This window comes from Histophilus somni 2336 (assembly GCF_000019405.1).
In the GTDB taxonomy this organism is placed as follows: Bacteria; Pseudomonadota; Gammaproteobacteria; order Enterobacterales; family Pasteurellaceae; genus Histophilus; species Histophilus somni.
The window spans coordinates 622,215-642,505 of the sequence record NC_010519.1; the positions used below are offsets into that span (position 1 = coordinate 622,215).

General features: G+C 40.3%; 10 protein-coding genes, 4 tRNA genes and 4 rRNA genes. All 18 read left to right on the forward strand.

Annotated features, from left to right (window positions below):
- The 18 genes from HSM_RS02730 to rpoB all read left to right on the forward strand — a co-directional run bounded on the left by HSM_RS02730 (position 1) and on the right by rpoB (position 20,249).
- Positions 1–801: a LicD family protein gene (locus tag HSM_RS02730; protein ID WP_012341378.1), complete on the forward strand. Its 801-nt coding sequence runs from the start codon at positions 1–3 to the stop codon at positions 799–801.
- A 108-nt stretch (positions 802–909) separates the two neighbouring features.
- Positions 910–1,536, forward strand: coding sequence for a guanylate kinase (gene gmk / locus HSM_RS02735; RefSeq protein ID WP_012341379.1), 627 nt, complete (start codon positions 910–912; stop codon positions 1,534–1,536).
- A 54-nt stretch (positions 1,537–1,590) separates the two neighbouring features.
- Entirely contained in the window at positions 1,591–1,863 is a 273-nt protein-coding gene (gene rpoZ, locus HSM_RS02740) for a DNA-directed RNA polymerase subunit omega (protein ID WP_011609609.1), read from the forward strand.
- An 80-nt stretch (positions 1,864–1,943) separates the two neighbouring features.
- Positions 1,944–4,067, forward strand: a complete 2,124-nt coding sequence (gene spoT, locus HSM_RS02745) for a bifunctional GTP diphosphokinase/guanosine-3',5'-bis pyrophosphate 3'-pyrophosphohydrolase (protein ID WP_012341380.1) — start codon at positions 1,944–1,946, stop codon at positions 4,065–4,067.
- The gene (recG, locus tag HSM_RS02750; RefSeq protein ID WP_012341381.1) at positions 4,067–6,148 is read left to right on the forward strand and encodes an ATP-dependent DNA helicase RecG; all 2,082 of its coding nucleotides are present in this window, start codon (positions 4,067–4,069) and stop codon (positions 6,146–6,148) included. The genes spoT and recG overlap by 1 nt, the downstream gene beginning before the upstream one ends.
- A gap of 69 nt (positions 6,149–6,217) precedes the next feature.
- A complete protein-coding gene (gene murI, locus HSM_RS02755; protein WP_012341383.1) occupies positions 6,218–7,021 on the forward strand; it encodes a glutamate racemase in 804 nt (267 codons plus the stop codon).
- A gap of 371 nt (positions 7,022–7,392) precedes the next feature.
- Positions 7,393–8,933: ribosomal RNA gene (locus tag HSM_RS02760) — 16S ribosomal RNA — on the forward strand.
- A gap of 59 nt (positions 8,934–8,992) precedes the next feature.
- A tRNA-Ile gene (locus tag HSM_RS02765) sits at positions 8,993–9,069 on the forward strand.
- 94 nt (positions 9,070–9,163) lie between these two features.
- Positions 9,164–9,239 (forward strand) — tRNA-Ala (locus HSM_RS02770).
- A 258-nt stretch (positions 9,240–9,497) separates the two neighbouring features.
- Positions 9,498–12,490 (forward strand): 23S ribosomal RNA (locus HSM_RS02775).
- Positions 12,491–12,614: 124 nt separating this feature from the next.
- A 5S ribosomal RNA gene (gene rrf / locus HSM_RS02780) occupies positions 12,615–12,730 on the forward strand.
- Between the two features lie 55 nt (positions 12,731–12,785).
- Positions 12,786–12,901, forward strand: a 5S ribosomal RNA gene (gene rrf, locus HSM_RS02785).
- Together the 16S, 23S and 5S rRNA genes with 4 tRNA genes alongside form the textbook arrangement of a ribosomal RNA operon.
- A gap of 12 nt (positions 12,902–12,913) precedes the next feature.
- Positions 12,914–12,990 (forward strand) — tRNA-Asp (locus tag HSM_RS02790).
- Positions 12,991–13,004: 14 nt separating this feature from the next.
- Positions 13,005–13,080: transfer RNA gene (locus HSM_RS02795), tRNA-Trp, on the forward strand.
- Positions 13,081–13,420: 340 nt separating this feature from the next.
- Positions 13,421–13,639, forward strand: a complete 219-nt coding sequence (locus HSM_RS11090) for a hypothetical protein (protein ID WP_143432534.1) — start codon at positions 13,421–13,423, stop codon at positions 13,637–13,639.
- On the forward strand, positions 13,624–14,145 hold the full coding sequence (locus HSM_RS11095) for a DMT family transporter (protein ID WP_012341384.1): 522 nt from the start codon (positions 13,624–13,626) through the stop codon (positions 14,143–14,145). The genes HSM_RS11090 and HSM_RS11095 overlap by 16 nt, the downstream gene beginning before the upstream one ends.
- 237 nt (positions 14,146–14,382) lie before the next feature.
- Entirely contained in the window at positions 14,383–15,717 is a 1,335-nt protein-coding gene (locus HSM_RS02810; RefSeq protein WP_012341385.1) for an anaerobic C4-dicarboxylate transporter, read from the forward strand.
- A gap of 503 nt (positions 15,718–16,220) precedes the next feature.
- Complete coding sequence (gene rpoB, locus HSM_RS02815) at positions 16,221–20,249, forward strand: DNA-directed RNA polymerase subunit beta (RefSeq protein ID WP_012341386.1); 4,029 nt, start codon at positions 16,221–16,223, stop codon at positions 20,247–20,249.
- Positions 20,250–20,291: the final 42 nt, after the last annotated feature.

The window sequence follows — 20,291 nt, forward strand, 5'->3', positions numbered from 1 at the left end:
ATGAAAAAATTATCATTGAGAGAACTTCAATTGGCATCATTAGATATTTTGAAATATTTTGATCAATTATGTGCTAAAAATGATATTCAATATTCCTTAGGCGGAGGCACATTAATCGGTGCAGTAAGACACAAAGGATTTATTCCATGGGATGATGATATTGATGTCTATATGCATCGTGATCATTATCAAAAATTTGTTAATATTTGGAAAAGTGAGACGCATGATAAATATGAATTATCTTTAGCGGAGGATATTCATGGTATGTTTCCAGGGGAGATGACAAAAATTTTTGATAAAAATACTTTAATCATAGATACGAAAGGAAGAAAAAGTGGCATATTTATAGATATTTTTATTTATGATAGTGTGCCAAATGCCCCGGCGGTGATTTATAAAGTTATGAAGAAACATCGTCGCCTTAAATTGAGGTTTTCATCTTGTCGTAAGAGATGGTATAAAGCTAATAATGAGAGTTTAATTCAGTCTATATTTTTTAGATTATCCCAGTATTTATTTAATAAGATGATGTTAAATTTAAAACAATTTCAAGACAAATATCCTATTGATGAGGCTGAATATATAGGACTTGTTTTATCAGATTATGGTGGCTGGAAGAAGTCTTATATGCCTAAAAAATATTTTAACTCCGTTGTTTATTTGGATTTTGAAGAGAGTAAGTTTCCTGTTATGAACGGTTATCATGAACATTTGACCATGTATTATGGTGATTATATGGAACTGCCTCCTGTTAGCGAACAGAAACCTCAACACACGATTGAAGCTTATATATTAGATTAGGCAATCTATTCCTTTTTTATTAAAAATCAGCAAAAGAGCGGTCATTTTGCTGATTTTTTTTTGATTTATCGGCATAATAGGTGTTATAAAAATTTTATGGGAGTCATTATGTGTAGGGGAAATTTATATATTATTTCTGCCCCAAGCGGAGCAGGGAAATCTTCTTTGATTTCAGCATTATTGGAACGGGATAAAAACGATAGTATGACGGTGTCCATATCACATACAACAAGATCCCCAAGACCGGGTGAAATTGATGGGGTGCATTATCACTTTGTTTCACATGAAAAATTTGAACAGCTTATTTTAGAAAACTCATTTTTAGAATATGCGAAAGTATTCGGTGGGAATTATTATGGTACGTCATTACTGAATATTGAGAAAAATTTAGCGGCAGGTATAGATGTATTCTTGGATATTGATTGGCAGGGAGCAAGACAAATTCGAGAAAAACGTCCTGATGTTAAAAGTATTTTTATTTTGCCTCCTTCTATTTCTGCTTTAGAGAAGCGTTTGATTGGGCGTGGTCAAGATAGTCAAGACATTATTGCAAAGAGAATGGAAAAGGCAGCGGATGAAATCTCCCATTATGATGAATATGATTATGTCATTATTAATGCTGATTTTGATCAAGCATTAGTAGATTTAGAACATATTTTGCGAGCTGAACGATTGACTGTAAATTATCAAAAAACGCAAAATGCGGCTTTAATTCATCAATTACTAGTAAAATAATTTTGGTTTTAGTATCATGAGAGCGTTTTTTGTGAATACATTAATGGAGAAATTATGGCTCGAGTAACAGTACAAGATGCGGTAGAAAAAGTAGGTAATCGTTTTGATTTAATTTTAACTGCGGCTCGCCGTGCGAGAGAATTGCAATTACATAAGCGTGAACCTTTAGTGCCGGAAGATAATGATAAACCGACAGTCATTGCGTTGCGTGAAATTGAGAAAGGATTAATTAATAACGATATTATGAACGCTCATGAGCGTCGTGAGGCATTAGAACAAGAAACTGCTGAATTGAATACAATATCGCTGTTATATCAAAATAATTAAGTAAAGTGCAGTTCTTTTTTGTAAACTTTATCAAGTACATTTCAATCTTTTTTGCATATTAATCAATAGTCAGGTGTCTTTTGTATTTATTTGAGAGTTTAGAGAAAATTATCAGAGGATATTTGTCTCCGTCACAAATTGAGTTAGTTCGGCATGCTTTTGTTATTGCAAGAGATGCTCACGAAGGACAAGCGAGGGCTAGTGGCGAACCTTATATTACTCATCCGGTTGCCGTTGCTTCTATTATTGCAGAAATGCATTTGGATCATGAAGCAGTGGTTGCAGCGTTATTGCATGATGTAATTGAGGAGACGCCTTATACTGAAGAGCAATTAAAAGAAGAGTTTGGTGCGAGTGTTGCTGAAATTGTGGAGGGTGTTTCGAAATTAGATAAATTGAAATTTCGTACACGTAAAGAAGCGGAAGTAGAGAATTTTCGCAAAATGATTTTGGCAATGACAAAGGATATTCGTGTTGTGTTGATTAAGCTAGCCGACCGTACTCATAATATGCGTACACTGGGTGCTTTAAGACCGGAGAAACGCCGTCGGATTGCGAAAGAAACCCTAGAAATTTATGCTCCTTTAGCTCATCGTTTAGGGATAGAGCACATTAAAAATGAATTAGAAGATTTAGGTTTTGAAGCAATGTACCCTCAACGTTATGCGGTATTACGAAAAGTGATTCAAATTGCTCGTGGTAATCGTAAGGATATGATTGAGTGTATCGCTTCAGATATTAAAGGACGCTTGACGGAGGTAGGCATTACGGCACGAGTATTTGGTCGTGAAAAACATCTTTATGCTATTTACCAAAAAATGCGATTGAAAGATCAGCAGTTTCATTCCATTATGGATATTTATGCTTTCCGGACGGTGGTAAAGGATGTGGATACTTGCTATCGAGTACTTGGTCAAATGCACAGTTTGTATAAGCCGCGTCCGGGACGGGTGAAGGACTATATTGCTGTACCTAAAGCCAATGGCTATCAATCTTTGCATACATCTATGATTGGACCACACGGTGTACCTGTCGAAGTACAAATTCGTACGGAAGAAATGGATCGGATGGCGGAAATGGGTGTGGCAGCACATTGGGCATATAAGCAATCAGGACGAAATGACAGTACAACGGCACAAATTCGAGCTCAGCGTTGGTTGCGAAGTCTTGTGGAATTACAGCAAAGTGTTGGTAATTCTTTTGAGTTTATTGAAAGCGTAAAATCAGAGTTCTTTCCTAAAGAAATCTATGTATTTACCCCTAAAGGACGTATTGTTGAGTTGCCTAAAGGTGCAACTGCGGTCGATTTTGCTTATGCGGTACATACAGATGTTGGACATCATTGCGTGGCAGCTACTGTTGATCGTAAACCTTATCCGCTTTCCTTTGCATTACAATCAGGTCAAACGATTGATATTAGTATCGATGAAAATTCAAAACCAAATTCGGGGTGGCTAAATTTTGTTGTGACAGCGAAAGCTCGCACAAGTATTCGCCAAGCATTGAAATCGTTAGGTGCCGATGATGCTGTTAATTTAGGCAAACGCCAATTACTGCAGGCACTTTTACCTAAAAAACTTAGTGATATTCCACCGCACATTGTGCAAGAAGTTTTAGATGATTTGAAATTAACGAGTTTTAATGACTTGCTGATGGAAATTGGTTTAGGAAATCAGATTAGTGGAGCAATTGCTTATCGATTGGTGGGTGAGCCATTGAAAATTGATACGGATGGTAATCCTAAAAATAATACGGAATTATTGCAAATTAAGAGCTCTGAAGGTTTATCAACAACCTTTGGGCAATGTTGTCATCCTATTCCGGGAGATCCAATTGTGGCTTATACGAGTTCAGGGAAAGGGCTTGTTATTCATCATAAGGATTGCGCTAATTTGAAAAAACGTAAAGAGAATACTGAACATTATATGCAGGTACAATGGGAGGATGAAGATACCTCGATTGAGTTTGAAACTGAGTTGCGTATTGAATTACTAAACCAACAGGGTGCTTTACCTCATTTAATGTCAATGATTTCTTCTTTGGATAGTCGCATTCATAGCATTTGGACGGAAGAGCAAGACGGTCGCCTTTACCAAATTGTTATTTTATTAACCGTGAAGAACACAGAACATTTGGAGCAAATTATGCGTAAGATTAAAAGTGTTCCTGGCTTTTTATCTGTCAAACGCAACATTAATAATTAATGGGTGGACAATTCTTAGACGCTATTCCACTTACTTCTTTGTCGGGTGTCGGTGCCGCAATAGCAGAAAAATTAGGTAGAATTGGGCTTTTTAGCCTGCAAGATCTTCTGTTTCATTTGCCTATTCGTTATGAAGATCGTACCCGTATTACCCCTATTATTGATCTTCGTATTGATCAACATGCGACAATTGAAGGAATAGTACAAACTTGTGATATTCAATTTGGTCGTCGTCCAGTTCTTGTGGTGACGCTTTCTGACGGTACTGCCAAAATTGCCTTACGCTTTTTTAATTTTAATGCAGGTATGAAAAATGGCTTTCAGCTTGGAGCGAGGGTGAAAGCCTTTGGGGAAATTAAGCGTGGTCGATTTATGGCTGAAATTCATCACCCTGAGTATGAAATTATTCGTGATAATAGACCTCTTCAGTTAGCAGAAACGCTCACCCCAATTTATGCGACAACGGAAGGTTTGAAGCAAAATACATTACGAAAGTTGACTGAGCAGGCATTAGCGTTGCTAGAAAAAATGCCATTAGCGGAATTATTGCCTAGAGCTTTTAATCCCCATGATTTTAGTTTAAAACAGGCCATTTACGTTTTACATCGCCCACCACCAGATATTTCTTTGGAATTGTTGGAGCAAGGAAAACACCCTGCACAGTTACGTTTAATTTTTGAAGAATTATTAGCACATAATCTTGCTATGCAAAAAGTGCGGTGCGGATCTCAACATTTTTCAGCTTTACCCTTACGTTATCAAACAGCATTGAAGCAAAATTTTCTTGATTTATTGCCATATCAACCGACAAATGCACAACAAAGAGTTGTTGCTGAAATTGAATATGATCTGGGACGTTCTTTCCCAATGATGCGTTTGGTACAAGGCGATGTTGGCTCCGGTAAAACTTTAGTTGTTGCCTTAGCTGCATTAACTGCTATTGATAACGGTAAACAGGTAGCACTCATGGTGCCGACTGAAATTTTGGCAGAGCAACATACTGCAAATTTCCAACGTTGGTTTGAACCGTTAGGAATAAGAGTGGGTTGTTTGACAGGAAAAGTAAAAGGCAAATTTCGTCAAGCCACATTGGAGGAGATATCCCAAGGCAATATACAAATGGTTGTTGGTACTCATGCCTTGTTTCAAGATGATGTCAAGTTTGCCGAACTGGTATTAGTTGTTATTGATGAACAACATCGCTTTGGTGTACATCAACGCCTGATGTTGCGTGAAAAAGGAAAGTATGCCGGTATTTATCCACATCAATTAATTATGACTGCAACACCTATTCCTCGTACATTGGCAATGGTAGCCTATGCAGATTTAGATACTTCAATTATTGATGAGTTACCTCCGGGAAGAACACCAATTCAAACTATTGCGGTATCTGAAGAACGCAGAACCGAAATCGTCGCTAGGGTGTATAATGCTTGTGTTAATGAAAAACGCCAAGCGTATTGGGTTTGTACTTTGATTGATGAAAGTGAAGTATTAGAAGCCCAAGCAGCAGAAAGTATTGCAGAGGATCTACAAAAAGCCTTGCCGGTACTACGGATTGGTTTGATACATGGCAGAATGAAAGTGAGTGAAAAGCAAGAAGTAATGAGGCAATTTAAAAATGCTGAATTGAATTTGTTGGTCGCTACAACAGTAATTGAAGTCGGGGTTGATGTACCTAATGCGAGTTTAATGATTATTGAAAATGCGGAACGATTAGGTTTGGCACAATTACATCAATTGCGTGGTCGGGTTGGGCGTGGTAGTACGGCATCCTATTGTGTTTTAATGTATAAATCACCTTTGAGTAAAGTATCGAGAAAACGTTTAGAAGTAATGCGTTCAAGTCAAGATGGCTTTTTTATTTCTGAGCAAGATTTAGAAATTCGTGGACCGGGAGAAGTTTTAGGTACCAAACAGACGGGTGTTGCAGAGTTTAAAGTGGCTGATTTAATACGAGATCGTAAAATGCTGCCTACTGTTCAACATTATGCCCGTCTATTAATTACACGATCTCCAAAGTTAGCAGATGACCTCATTCAGCGTTGGCTTAAAAATAAAGAAATTTATACCAATGCGTAAGTGAACATTTAACTTTTGTGGAACTGAGAATTATATAAGTAAAGAGCGGTCAATTTTTAGGAAAATTTTATGAGGTTCTCAATACAACCAACAATTTTATTTTTTGATTCAGGTGTAGGTGGGTTGAGTGTTTATAAAGAAACTAAACAACTTTTACCGGATTGTCATTATTTATATGGTTTTGATAACGGATTTTTTCCTTATTCAGAAAAGGACGAAAAAGATATTATTGACCGCACTTTAAGAATTTGTCAGAAAATCAATCAAACTTATCCCTTAGATTTAATTGTAATTGCTTGTAATACGGCAAGTACGGTTGTTTTGCCTGAATTACGCCGGAATTTTTCTATTCCCATCGTGGGAACCGTACCTGCGATCAAGCCTGCTGCAGAAATGTCAGAAACAAAACATATTGGTTTGATTGCGACGAAAGGAACTATAAAAAGAACTTATGTTAATGATTTGATTAAAAATTATGCATATCATTGCATGGTGGAAAAAATTGGTAGCACTAAGTTGGTAGAGATTGCGGAGCAAAAATTACGAGGCGGTGAAGTTGATCTTAATGTCCTAAAACAAGAACTTAGTCCATGGAAAACTATGAAATCACTTGATTCTGTTGTATTGGGGTGTACACATTTTCCTCTAATCAAAGAGGAAATAGAATGCTGTTTACCGCAGGTAAAATTTTTTGTGAGTTCTGGTAAGGCAATTGCGAAACGGGTTAAATTTTTATTAAAAGGTATAGAAGTGCGGTCAAAAATTCAGAAAAAAAATTTGATTTTTTGTACTAAACCTCTTGAAGATGATAAGTCTGTTCAACAAATTTTAGATTTTGGGGAATTTGAGAATTTAGTGATATTGTCTGATTGAGACCAAGCAACTAGACAAAAATAAAACTTGTATTTTGTAATTGAATAGATTTTTACTCAGATAAATGTAGGAAAATTGAGCAAATAGTTTTTATTTTAGACAAAGGAGAATATTTTTAAAAAAAATTATAAAAAAAGCTTGCATTGAAATATAAAATGCCTATAATGCACGGCACACAACGACACGCTGTTGTGAGAGGTTAAGCAGTGTGTCGTTATTTTTTGTTCTTTAACAAACTATCAGACAAACTGTGTGGGCACTTGTGAGACTGTATTAATAAGAGATTAAAAGAGTAAGATAAGTGCTTAAACTAGAGAAATTCATAGAGAAAAGATGGATAAAATAGTCAGTATTTATTGAGCGAAGAGATTAAATTGAAGAGTTTGATCATGGCTCAGATTGAACGCTGGCGGCAGGCTTAACACATGCAAGTCGAACGGTAACGGGGAGGGAGATTACTTTCTCTGCTGACGAGTGGCGGACGGGTGAGTAAAGCTTGGGAATCTGGCGAATGGAGGGGGATAGCCACGGGAAACTGTGGGTAATACCGCGTAATGTCTAAGGACTAAAGGGGTGGGACTGTGAGGCCACCTGCCATTTGATGAGCCCAAGTGGGATTAGGTAGTTGGTGAGGTAAGGGCTCACCAAGCTGACGATCTCTAGCTGGTCTGAGAGGATGGCCAGCCACACTGGAACTGAGACACGGTCCAGACTCCTACGGGAGGCAGCAGTGGGGAATATTGCGCAATGGGGGGAACCCTGACGCAGCCATGCCGCGTGAATGAAGAAGGCCTTCGGGTTGTAAAGTTCTTTCGGTGATGAGGAAGGCGATTAGTTTAAGAGATTAATTGATTGACGATAATCACAGAAGAAGCACCGGCTAACTCCGTGCCAGCAGCCGCGGTAATACGGAGGGTGCGAGCGTTAATCGGAATGACTGGGCGTAAAGGGCACGCAGGTGGTGACTTAAGTGAGGTGTGAAATCCCCGGGCTTAACCTGGGAACAGCATTTCAGACTGGGTGACTAGAGTACTTTAGGGAGGGGTAGAATTCCACGTGTAGCGGTGAAATGCGTAGAGATGTGGAGGAATACCGAAGGCGAAGGCAGCCCCTTGGGAAGATACTGACGCTCGAGTGCGAAAGCGTGGGGAGCAAACAGGATTAGATACCCTGGTAGTCCACGCTGTAAACGATGTCGATTTGGGGATTGGGTGAATACTTGGTGCCCGAAGCTAACGTGATAAATCGACCGCCTGGGGAGTACGGCCGCAAGGTTAAAACTCAAATGAATTGACGGGGGCCCGCACAAGCGGTGGAGCATGTGGTTTAATTCGATGCAACGCGAAGAACCTTACCTACTCTTGACATCCTAAGAAGCCGCCAGAGATGGTGGTGTGCCTACGGGAGCTTAGAGACAGGTGCTGCATGGCTGTCGTCAGCTCGTGTTGTGAAATGTTGGGTTAAGTCCCGCAACGAGCGCAACCCTTATCCTTTGTTGCCAGCATGTTAGGGTGGGAACTCAAAGGAGACTGCCGGTGATAAACTGGAGGAAGGTGGGGATGACGTCAAGTCATCATGGCCCTTACGAGTAGGGCTACACACGTGCTACAATGGCGTATACAGAGGGAGGCGAGCCTGCGAGGGTAAGCGAAGCTCAGAAAGTACGTCTAAGTCCGGATTGGAGTCTGGAACTCGACTCCATGAAGTCGGAATCGCTAGTAATCGCGGATCAGAATGTCGCGGTGAATACGTTCCCGGGCCTTGTACACACCGCCCGTCACACCATGGGAGTGGGTTGTACCAGAAGTAGATAGCTTAACGAAAGGGGGCGTTTACCACGGTATGGTTCATGACTGGGGTGAAGTCGTAACAAGGTAACCGTAGGGGAACCTGCGGTTGGATCACCTCCTTATAAGAGAAGTAATCACGAGTGTTCACACAGATTGTCTGATAGGTAAGAGACATCCTTTTGGGTCTGTAGCTCAGGTGGTTAGAGCGCACCCCTGATAAGGGTGAGGTCGGTGGTTCAAGTCCACTCAGACCCACCACTCAAGCATATATAGATGTAGTTATGGCGATATATAGACATAAGTTACGGAGATGTTGGAGTGAAAGCTAAAAGGGAAGTTGCAAAGTGTATGTGGGGATATAGCTCAGCTGGGAGAGCGCCTGCCTTGCACGCAGGAGGTCAGCGGTTCGATCCCGCTTATCTCCACCAAATTACGCCAAGTGACGAGTTATCATTATTGAGTATTGCATGAATTATGGTATTCAGATATAGAGTATTGAATAATGATAGCTTTTTAAAGCTGTCTCTAAAGAAGTTCTTTAACAATATAGAAACAAGCTGAAAACTGAGAGATTTTCGAGAGGAAGTCTGAGTAGGGTATACTTAGTCTGAAAGGTGGCTAAGTATGCTAGAGATACGAGAAGGGATGATGAAGTTATTGATAGAGCGGAACATTCAAGATTGTATGGTTAAGTGAATAAGCGCACAAGGTGGATGCCTAGGCAATCAGAGGCGAAGAAGGACGTGCAAATCTGCGAAAAGCTTGGATGAGTTGATAAGAAGCGAATAATCCGAGATATCCGAATGGGGAAACCCGATAGGCGAAGAGTCTATCATTTCATTATGAACACATAGTAATGAAAGGCGAACCGGGAGAAGTGAAACATCTAAGTAACCCGAGGAAAAGAAATCAAAAGAGATTCTGTGAGTAGCGGCGAGCGAAAGCGGAGGAGCCGGTTAGTGATAACGTAGCTGTTAGGGGAATGGACTGGGAAGTTCAATCATAGAGGGTGATAATCCCGTACCTTAAGGCGGCGCGGTGGTACTAAGCTAACGAGAAGTAGGGCGGGACACGAGGAATCCTGTTTGAAGAAGGGGGGACCATCCTCCAAGGCTAAATACTCCTGATTGACCGATAGTGAACCAGTACTGTGAAGGAAAGGCGAAAAGAACCCCGGGAGGGGAGTGAAAGAGAACCTGAAACCTTGTGCGTACAAGCAGTGGGAGCCGAGAGGTGACTGCGTACCTTTTGTATAATGGGTCAGCGAGTTATATTTTGTAGCGAGGTTAACTGAATAAGGGAGCCGAAGGGAAACCGAGTCTTAACTGGGCGTTAAGTTGCAAGGTATAGACCCGAAACCCGGTGATCTAGCCATGTGCAGGTTGAAGGTTGGGTAACACTAACTGGAGGACCGAACCGACTAATGTTGAAAAATTAGCGGATGACGTGTGGCTGGGGGTGAAAGGCCAATCAAACCGGGAGATAGCTGGTTCTCCCCGAAATCTATTTAGGTAGAGCCTTATGTGAATACCTTTGGGGGTAGAGCACTGTTTCGGCTAGGGGTCCATCCCGGATTACCAACCCGATGCAAACTGCGAATACCGAAGAGTAATGCATAGGAGACACACGGCGGGTGCTAACGTTCGTCGTGGAGAGGGAAACAACCCAGACCGCCAGCTAAGGTCCCAAAGTTTATATTAAGTGGGAAACGAGGTGGGAAGGCATAGACAGCTAGGATGTTGGCTTAGAAGCAGCCATCATTTAAAGAAAGCGTAATAGCTCACTAGTCGAGTCGGCCTGCGCGGAAGATGTAACGGGGCTGAAATATAGCACCGAAGCTGCGGCATCAGGAGCAACATTAATGGTTTTTAGGTAACGACTCACGAAGGGAGTGAGTTGGTTGAGTAAACGAAGGTTGAGTTGGATTGAGAAGCGACAAGAATCATTAATGTTGCTCCTGTTGGGTAGGGGAGCGTTGTGTAAGCGGAAGAAGGTAAATTGAGAGGTTTGCTGGACGTATCACAAGTGCGAATGCTGACATAAGTAACGATAAAACGGGTGAAAAACCCGTTCGCCGGAAGACCAAGGGTTCCTGTCCAACGTTAATCGGGGCAGGGTGAGTCGGCCCCTAAGGCGAGGCTGAAAAGCGTAGTTGATGGGAAACGGGTTAATATTCCCGTACTTTGATAAACTGCGATGTGGGGACGGAGAAGGTTAGGTTATCGGCCTGTTGGATGGTCGTTTAAGCCTGTAGGTGGGAAGATTAGGCAAATCCGGTCTTCTATTAAACGCTGAGGGGTGAAGAGGAGTTTCTAAGGAGACGAAGTAACTGATACCACGCTTCCAGGAAAAGCCACTAAGCGAAAGGTTTATTGGAACCGTACTGAAAACCGACACAGGTGGTCAGGTAGAGAATACTCAGGCGCTTGAGAGAACTCGGGTGAAGGAACTAGGCAAAATGGCACCGTAACTTCGGGAGAAGGTGCGCTTACGGTAATTGTAGCTCTTTACGGGTGAAGGTGAAGTAAGTCGAAGATACCAGCTGGCTGCAACTGTTTATTAAAAACACAGCACTCTGCGAACACGAAAGTGGAAGTATAGGGTGTGATGCCTGCCCGGTGCTGGAAGGTTAATTGATGTTGTAATCGAAAGAGAAGCAGCTGATCGAAGCCCCAGTAAACGGCGGCCGTAACTATAACGGTCCTAAGGTAGCGAAATTCCTTGTCGGGTAAGTTCCGACCTGCACGAATGGCATAATGATGGCCAGGCTGTCTCCACCCGAGGCTCAGTGAAATTGAAATCGCCGTGAAGATGCGGTGTACCCGCGGCTAGACGGAAAGACCCCGTGAACCTTTACTATAGCTTGACACTGAACATTGAATATTGATGTGTAGGATAGGTGGGAGACGAAGAAGTGTGAACGCCAGTTTGCATGGAGTCGGTGTTGAAATACCACCCTTTAATGTTTGATGTTCTAACGAAGTACCTGAGACGGGTACTCGGACAGTGTCTGGTGGGTAGTTTGACTGGGGCGGTCTCCTCCCAAAGAGTAACGGAGGAGCACGAAGGTTTGCTAATGACGGTCGGACATCGTCAGGTTAGTGCAATGGTATAAGCGAGCTTAACTGCGAGACGGACAAGTCGAGCAGGTGCGAAAGCAGGTCATAGTGATCCGGTGGTTCTGAATGGAAGGGCCATCGCTCAACGGATAAAAGGTACTCCGGGGATAACAGGCTGATACCGCCCAAGAGTTCATATCGACGGCGGTGTTTGGCACCTCGATGTCGGCTCATCACATCCTGGGGCTGAAGTAGGTCCCAAGGGTATGGCTGTTCGCCATTTAAAGTGGTACGCGAGCTGGGTTTAGAACGTCGTGAGACAGTTCGGTCCCTATCTGCCGTGGGCGTTGGAGAATTGAGGGGGGCTGCTCCTAGTACGAGAGGACCGGAGTGGACGCATCACTGGTGTACCAGTTGTTTCGCCAGAAGCATTGCTGGGTAGCTAAATGCGGGAGAGATAAGTGCTGAAAGCATCTAAGCACGAAACTTGCCTTAAGATGAGTTCTCCCTAATGAAGAGTTAGTAAGGGATGTTTGAGACTAAGACGTAGATAGGTGGGGTGTGTAAGTGTAGTGATATATTGAGCTAACCCATACTAATTTCCCGAGGGGCTTAACCATACAATCTTGAGTGTTTTGCATAGAGGAAGAAGCGGGACAGGATAGAGAGAGGAAGACTTGAAGTAGAGGCTTGTTTTTTTATTGAAGAAGAGATAGAGACGGGATATAAGAGAGAGGAATTTAACTTGGCGGCGATAGTGCGGTGGGACCACCTGACACCATGCCGAACTCAGAAGTGAAACGCTGTAACGCCGATGGTAGTGTGGGGATTCCCCATGTGAGAGTAGGGCACCGCCAAGTTTTTTATGAGTTTATTTTGTTAGTTTATTTATATTAGTAAACTAACAAAATAAATTTTGGCAGTCATAGTGCAATGGAACCACCTAACTCCTTGCCGAACTTAGAAGTGAAACGTTGTTACGCCGATGGTAGTGTGGGGATTCCCCATGTGAGAGTAGGTCACTGCCAAATATCAAATTTAGCGGAGTGGTAGTTCAGCTGGTTAGAATACCTGCCTGTCACGCAGGGGGTCGCGGGTTCGAGTCCCGTCCATTCCGCCAATTTATATCTGTTTAGGGGCGTAGTTCAATTGGTAGAGCACCGGTCTCCAAAACCGGGTGTTGGGAGTTCGATCCTCTCCGCCCCTGCCATGTTTTCCTTAGTCATATATTTCATTAAAATTTTTTATCTCATATCTTTTCATAGTTTCAAAAATGCAATATTCTATTACAAGACGAAGAATATGCAGCAGTTAATAGAAATTTTGGTGGCATTTTCTTATCAAAAAACTCAGTAAAATCTATGTGGAGACAATTGTGGGAAATAAAATCTTAAAAGGGATTTTTTTGCTCTATCCGCCGCTGCGTTGAATAGTAGTATTGGAATTTTTAGCAAAAATTTATTAGAGCAGAACCTAAATATTCAATCTATTGCCTTTTTTAAAACAATTATCGCTTTTGCTATGATCAGTCTGGTGTTAAGTCGCTCATCATGGCAAGAACAGAAAAATCAAATAAAACCTTTTGCAAAAAATACAGTGAACCTACTTTTCCAAATAGCTATTTGCGCATTTCTGGGGATTTTACCTTATTTTTCTTTGAAACCACTGCTTATCAGTATGGCCATGCCGCTAATGTGGTAGTCGTACTAATGACCGCTGCTGCCGTATCCTCCCTGCTCGGAGGGCTATATTATTGTCAGAGCCATTGAAGGTTTCCGCCATTGCTGGTACTTGTTTTGCCGTATCTGGCGTATTTATCATTTCTTGGTCGGGCTCTAGTCAATGGCTATCTATTCTATATGCCATTCTTGCAGGTAGTGGCTACGGTTTATTTTCCGTACTCATTAAAAAATTTAATTTAAATGGTGGCATACCATTAACACGATTATTGATGATGTTTGGAGCACTATATTTGTTCTATCCATTTGTCACACATTTTCAACATATAGAAATCCAGTGGAATACGACTGTTATACTCAATCTTGTTGCACTTGCTTTACTACCCACGCTGATTGGTTTTTACTGCACAACCAAGGCGTTAGTTTATCTCAGTGCATCGAAAGTACAGGTAACTGAACTGTCAGAACCTATCTTCACTATGGTACTGGCATGGCTACTACTCAATGAAGTTCCAAATCAAACTTTCTTTTTAGGTGCGTTTTGTATTGTGTTAGGCATTGCGTTGATCAATCAAATGTTGCACTTCAAAAAGTGAGAAGTGAGTTCTAACAGGTTATGTACGCTATGTGTAGGGTATTTTGATGGGTATGAGTTTTATATTTAATCGATACGATTTTTAGGCGACCTGAAAACTCATTTTTATACTTACTTACTTCCTTTCTTTTCTACAAATTTAATTATTTTTTGTATTATTTAAATAAATTAATTGAGCGATTTCAAAAAATAAGTATGATAGCCGGAGTTTTTTGTTTATCTCTTTTAAGGAGCTTTTATGCTTTATTTGGAATTTTTATTTTTACTTTTAATGCTTTATGTAGGAAGTCGCTATGGCGGTATTGGATTAGGTGTTGTATCCGGTATTGGCTTAGCTATAGAGGTCTTTATCTTCCGTATGCCAGTAGGTAAGGCACCAATTGATGTTATGCTAATTATCCTTGCTGTTGTGACTTGTGCGTCGGTACTTGAGGCAGCGGGCGGTTTGAAATTTATGCTACAAATGGCTGAACGTGTATTACGTAGCAATCCTAAGCGTGTAACTATCCTTGGACCTTTAGTAACATATTTTATGACATTTATGCTCGGTACAGGGCATTCTGTTTACTCTATTATGCCAATTATTGGTGATGTAGCACTAAAAAATAATATTCGTCCGGAACGACCTATGGCTGCAGCATCTGTTGCATCTCAACTTGCAATTACATCTAGTCCATTATCAGCGGCTGTTGTTTTTTATCTTGGGAAAATCACCGCACTTCCAGGATTTGAGCATATTACCTTATTAGATATTATTTGTGTTACTGTACCTGCGACATTGGCAGGAACTATTGCATTGTCACTTTATAGTTTACGCCGTGGTAAAGAGCTTGAATATGACAAGGAATATCAACGTCGTTTACAGGATCCTATTTGGCGTGAGCGTATTTTAAATACAACTAGTACAACTTTAAATGAAGTATTACCGCCAGCAGCTAAGCAGTCGGTATATTTATTTTTACTCTCGTTAGTTGTGATTGTAATGATCGCAATGTTTCCTGAAATTCGTACTATCGGTAGTGCTTCTAAACCTATTTCAATGTCATTAATTATTCAAATGATGATGCTATGTTTTGGCGGTATTACCTTGTTGGTTACAAAAACTAATCCACAAGTTGTACCGAACGGTGTTGTATTTAAATCAGGAATGGTTGCAGCAATTGCTATTTTTGGTATTGCCTGGATGAGTGACACTTATTTTCAGTATGCAATGCCACAATTTAAGGCAGGTATTGTAGATATGGTGAAAGCCTATCCATGGACTTTTGCTTTGGCACTATTTGCTGTTTCAGTTGTTATTAATAGCCAAGCAGCAACAGCGGTTATGATGTTACCTGTTGGAATTGAATTAGGTTTATCTCCAGCATTATTAGTTGGTCTGATGGCGGCAACATATGCTTATTTCTTTATTCCTAATTATCCATCAGATATTGCAACGGTGAACTTTGATGTGACAGGTACAACGAAAATTGGTAAATATTACTTTAACCATAGCTTTATGGCTCCAGGTTTAATAGGCGTTTTTACGGCTTGTGTGGTTGGCTACCTCATTGCACAAGTTGTTATTCGTTAAGTTCATCAAATAAAAAGTGCGGTTTAAAACCGCACTCATACCGTTAACAGTTTGATACGAGAGATATTCCGTAAAAAGCAACATCACTCAGCATTGTGAGGTAACTTTTTTGCTTTGGTTGTTTGCTAATTTGTACTTCACGTAATTCTTTGACATGGGCATAGAGATGTTTTTAGAATAAAACCTCATTCAATCGTCAAATGTATCTTGCTAAAAACTATTTGGAATGATAGAATCTCAAGCCATTTTAGTAAATTGCTGATAGTTTTATACTCTCAGCAATTTACATTTTTTAAATACACCGTTTGATTGCAAAAGAGTTAGGCTAAATCAAACTATTAGCTTAATGCAATCCGCACATCAGAAGTAAGGTTCAGAGGGCGGTACCTAGCAAACGGGTTCAAGCATTGATATAAAATTTATTATAAAATCGACCGCACTTTATGTTGTCGAACTGAATTTTATATTGAATCGGTCTCACTAATATTTACAGAGGAACCCAAATGGTTTACTCCTATACCGAAAAAAAGCGTATTCGTAAAAGCTTCGGCAAACGTCCGCAAGTTTTAAATGTACCTTATTTATTAACAATTCAACTTGACTCTTTTGATAAATTTATCCAAAGAGATCCTGACGGTCAACAAGGTTTAGAAGCTGCATTCCGTTCTATATTTCCTATTGTCAGTAACAATGGTAATACAGAATTGCAGTATGTCAGTTATCAATTAGGAGAACCTGTTTTTGATGTAAGAGAATGTCAAATTCGAGGTACTACTTATGCTGCATCATTACGTGTAAAATTACGCCTTGTTAGCTACGATAAAGATGCGGCATCCGGCACGATAAAAGACATAAAAGAACAAGAAGTTTATATGGGAGAAATCCCATTGATGACCAGTAATGGTACTTTTGTCATCAATGGTACTGAGCGTGTTGTTGTATCACAATTACATCGGAGTCCAGGTGTATTTTTTGATAGTGACAAAGGAAAAACCCATTCATCAGGCAAAGTACTTTATAATGCACGAATTATTCCTTATCGTGGTTCATGGTTGGATTTTGAATTTGATCCGAAAGATAATTTATATGCTCGTATTGACCGTCGTCGTAAATTACCGGCTACTATTATTTTACGTGCATTAAATTACACTACCGAAGAAATTTTGGATTTATTCTTTGATAAGGTTTCGTTTGAGATCAAAGATAATAAATTACTAATGACTTTAGTTCCTGAAAGATTGCGAGGTGAAACCGCATCTTTTGATATTGAAGCGAATGGTAAAGTGTATATTGAGCGTGGTCGCCGTATTACCGCTCGTCATATTAAAGCATTAGAAAAAGATAAGATTACACAAGTTGAAGTACCGACAGAATATATCGTAGGTAAAGTTTCAGCTAAAGATTATGTTGATTTAACAACAGGTGAGATTATTTGTCCGGCAAATATGGAAATTTCGTTAGAATTGTTAGAGAAATTATCACAAGCCGGTTATAAAAATATTGAAACGTTATTTACCAACGACCTAGATTTTGGTCCGTACATATCTGAAACATTACGTGTTGATCCATCCTATGATCGTCTAAGTGCATTAGTTGAAATTTATCGTATGATGCGTCCGGGGGAGCCACCAACAAAAGAGGCGGCAGAAGGTTTATTTGATAACTTATTTTTCTCTTCCGAACGTTATGATTTGTCAGCTGTAGGTCGCATGAAATTCAACCGCTCTTTGGGCATTGAAGACACTACAGGTAGCGGTACATTGAGCAAAGAAGATATTGTTAATGTAATGCGTAAATTGATTGACATTCGTAATGGGCGTGGTGAAGTAGATGATATTGACCACTTAGGTAATCGTCGTATTCGTTCAGTGGGTGAAATGGCTGAAAATCAATTCCGCATTGGTTTAGTCCGTGTAGAAAGAGCGGTAAAAGAACGTCTTTCTTTGGGCGATTTAGAGTCGGTTACACCACAAGATTTAATTAATGCTAAACCTATTTCAGCAGCAGTAAAAGAGTTCTTTGGCTCTTCACAACTTTCTCAATTCATGGATCAAAATAATCCGTTATCAGAAGTTACTCATAAACGTCGTATTTCTGCATTAGGTCCGGGTGGTTTAACACGTGAACGTGCCGGCTTTGAGGTTCGAGATGTTCATGCAACGCACTATGGTCGAGTTTGTCCAATTGAAACCCCTGAGGGACCAAACATTGGTTTGATTAACTCGCTATCTGTTTATGCACGTACTAATGATTATGGTTTCTTAGAAACACCATATCGCAAAGTGGTAAACGGTCAAGTCACAGAAGAAATTGAATATTTATCTGCGATTGAAGAAGGAAAATATGTTATTGCTCAGGCAAACTCAAACCTTGACAATGAGCTTCGTTTTACTGATGCCTTTGTAACTTGTCGTGGTGAGCATGGTGAGTCCGGATTATATCGACCGGAAGAAATTCATTATATGGACGTTTCAACTCAACAAGTTGTGTCCGTCGCTGCAGCACTTATCCCATTCCTTGAACATGACGATGCAAACCGTGCATTAATGGGTGCAAACATGCAACGTCAAGCAGTTCCAACCTTACGTGCTGATAAACCGTTGGTGGGAACAGGAATGGAAAAACCTGTAGCACTGGACTCTGGTGTAGCGGTGGTGGCAAAACGTGGAGGTACTATCCAATATGTTGATGCTTCTCGTATTGTTGTAAAAGTCAATGAAGATGAAACTATTGCGGGTGAAGCGGGGATTGATATTTACAACTTAATTAAATATACCCGTTCAAACCAGAATACTTGTATTAACCAAATTCCTTGTGTGCAATTGGGAGAACCGATTGAACGTGGTGAAATCTTAGCTGATGGACCATCAACGGATCTCGGAGAACTTGCACTTGGTCAAAATATGCGTGTCGCATTCATGCCTTGGAATGGTTATAACTTTGAAGACTCAATGTTAGTGTCTGAGCGTGTGGTACAGGAAGATCGTTTCACTACTATTCATATTCAAGAATTATCTTGTGTGGCACGAGATACTAAATTAGGTTCTGAAGAAATTACCGCCGATATTCCAAATGTAGGTGAAGCTGCGTTAAGTAAACTTGATGAATCAGGGATTGTTTACATCGGTGCTGAGGTTAAAGGTGGAGATATTCTTGTCGGTAAAGTAACACCTAAAGGCGAAACCCAATTAACTCCGGAAGAAAAACTGCTACGTGCTATTTTTGGTGAAAAAGCATCTGATGTTAAAGACTCTTCCTTGCGTGTACCTAACGGCACATCAGGTACAGTCATTGATGTTCAAGTCTTCACTCGTGATGGTGTTGAAAAAGATAAACGTGCATTAGAAATTGAAGAAATGCAATTAAAACAGGCTAAAAAAGATCTTGTAGAGGAATTAGAGATTTTAGAAGCCGGTTTGTTTGCTCGAGTACGTAATTTACTTCTTTCCGGTGGTTTCAATGATAAACAATTGGAAAACTTAGACCGCACTCAATGGTTAGAGCAGACTTTAGTTGATGAAGATAAACAAAATCAATTAGAGCAACTTGCTGAACAATACGAAGAGTTACGTAAAGATTTCGAACATAAACTTGAAATTAAGCGTAGTAAAATTATCCAAGGTGATGATTTAGCCCCGGGAGTATTGAAAGTTGTCAAAGTTTATCTTGCAGTAAAACGTCAAATTCAACCAGGTGATAAAATGGCGGGTCGTCATGGTAACAAAGGGGTTATCTCGAAAATTAACCCTGTTGAAGATATGCCATACGATGAAAACGGTCAACCTGTTGATATTGTCTTGAACCCGTTAGGGGTACCATCCCGTATGAATATCGGTCAGATTTTAGAAACTCATTTGGGACTGGCAGCTAAAGGCATTGGTGATCAAATCAACGCAATGATAAAACAAAAACAAGATGTTGAAAAATTACGTGGCTATATCCAAAAAGCTTATGATTTAGGAGATGGTTCACAAAAAGTTGATCTTTCGACCTTTACTGACGAAGAAGTATTGCGTTTAGCAAAAAACTTGCGTAAAGGTATGCCATTAGCAACGCCGGTATTTGACGGTGCACATGAGAAAGAAATCAAAGCGTTATTAGAATTAGGTGGGTTACCAACTTCCGGTCAAATTATCCTGTTTGATGGTCGTACAGGTGAAAAATTTGAACGTCCTGTAACGGTAGGTTATATGTATATGCTGAAATTGAACCATTTAGTTGATGACAAAATGCATGCTCGTTCAACAGGTTCATATAGTCTTGTTACTCAGCAGCCACTTGGTGGTAAAGCACAGTTTGGTGGTCAACGTTTTGGTGAGATGGAAGTATGGGCACTGGAAGCATATGGTGCAGCCTATACATTACAAGAAATGTTAACAGTGAAATCCGATGATGTGAATGGTCGTACGAAGATGTATAAAAACATCGTTGGAGGCACACACCAAATGGATCCAGGTACGCCAGAATCTTTCAATGTAATCATGAAGGAAATTCGTTCATTAGGTATCAACATTGATCTTGATGAAGAGTAATGGGTAACCACAAAAATACGCCCAAGTGCGGTGGGATTTATA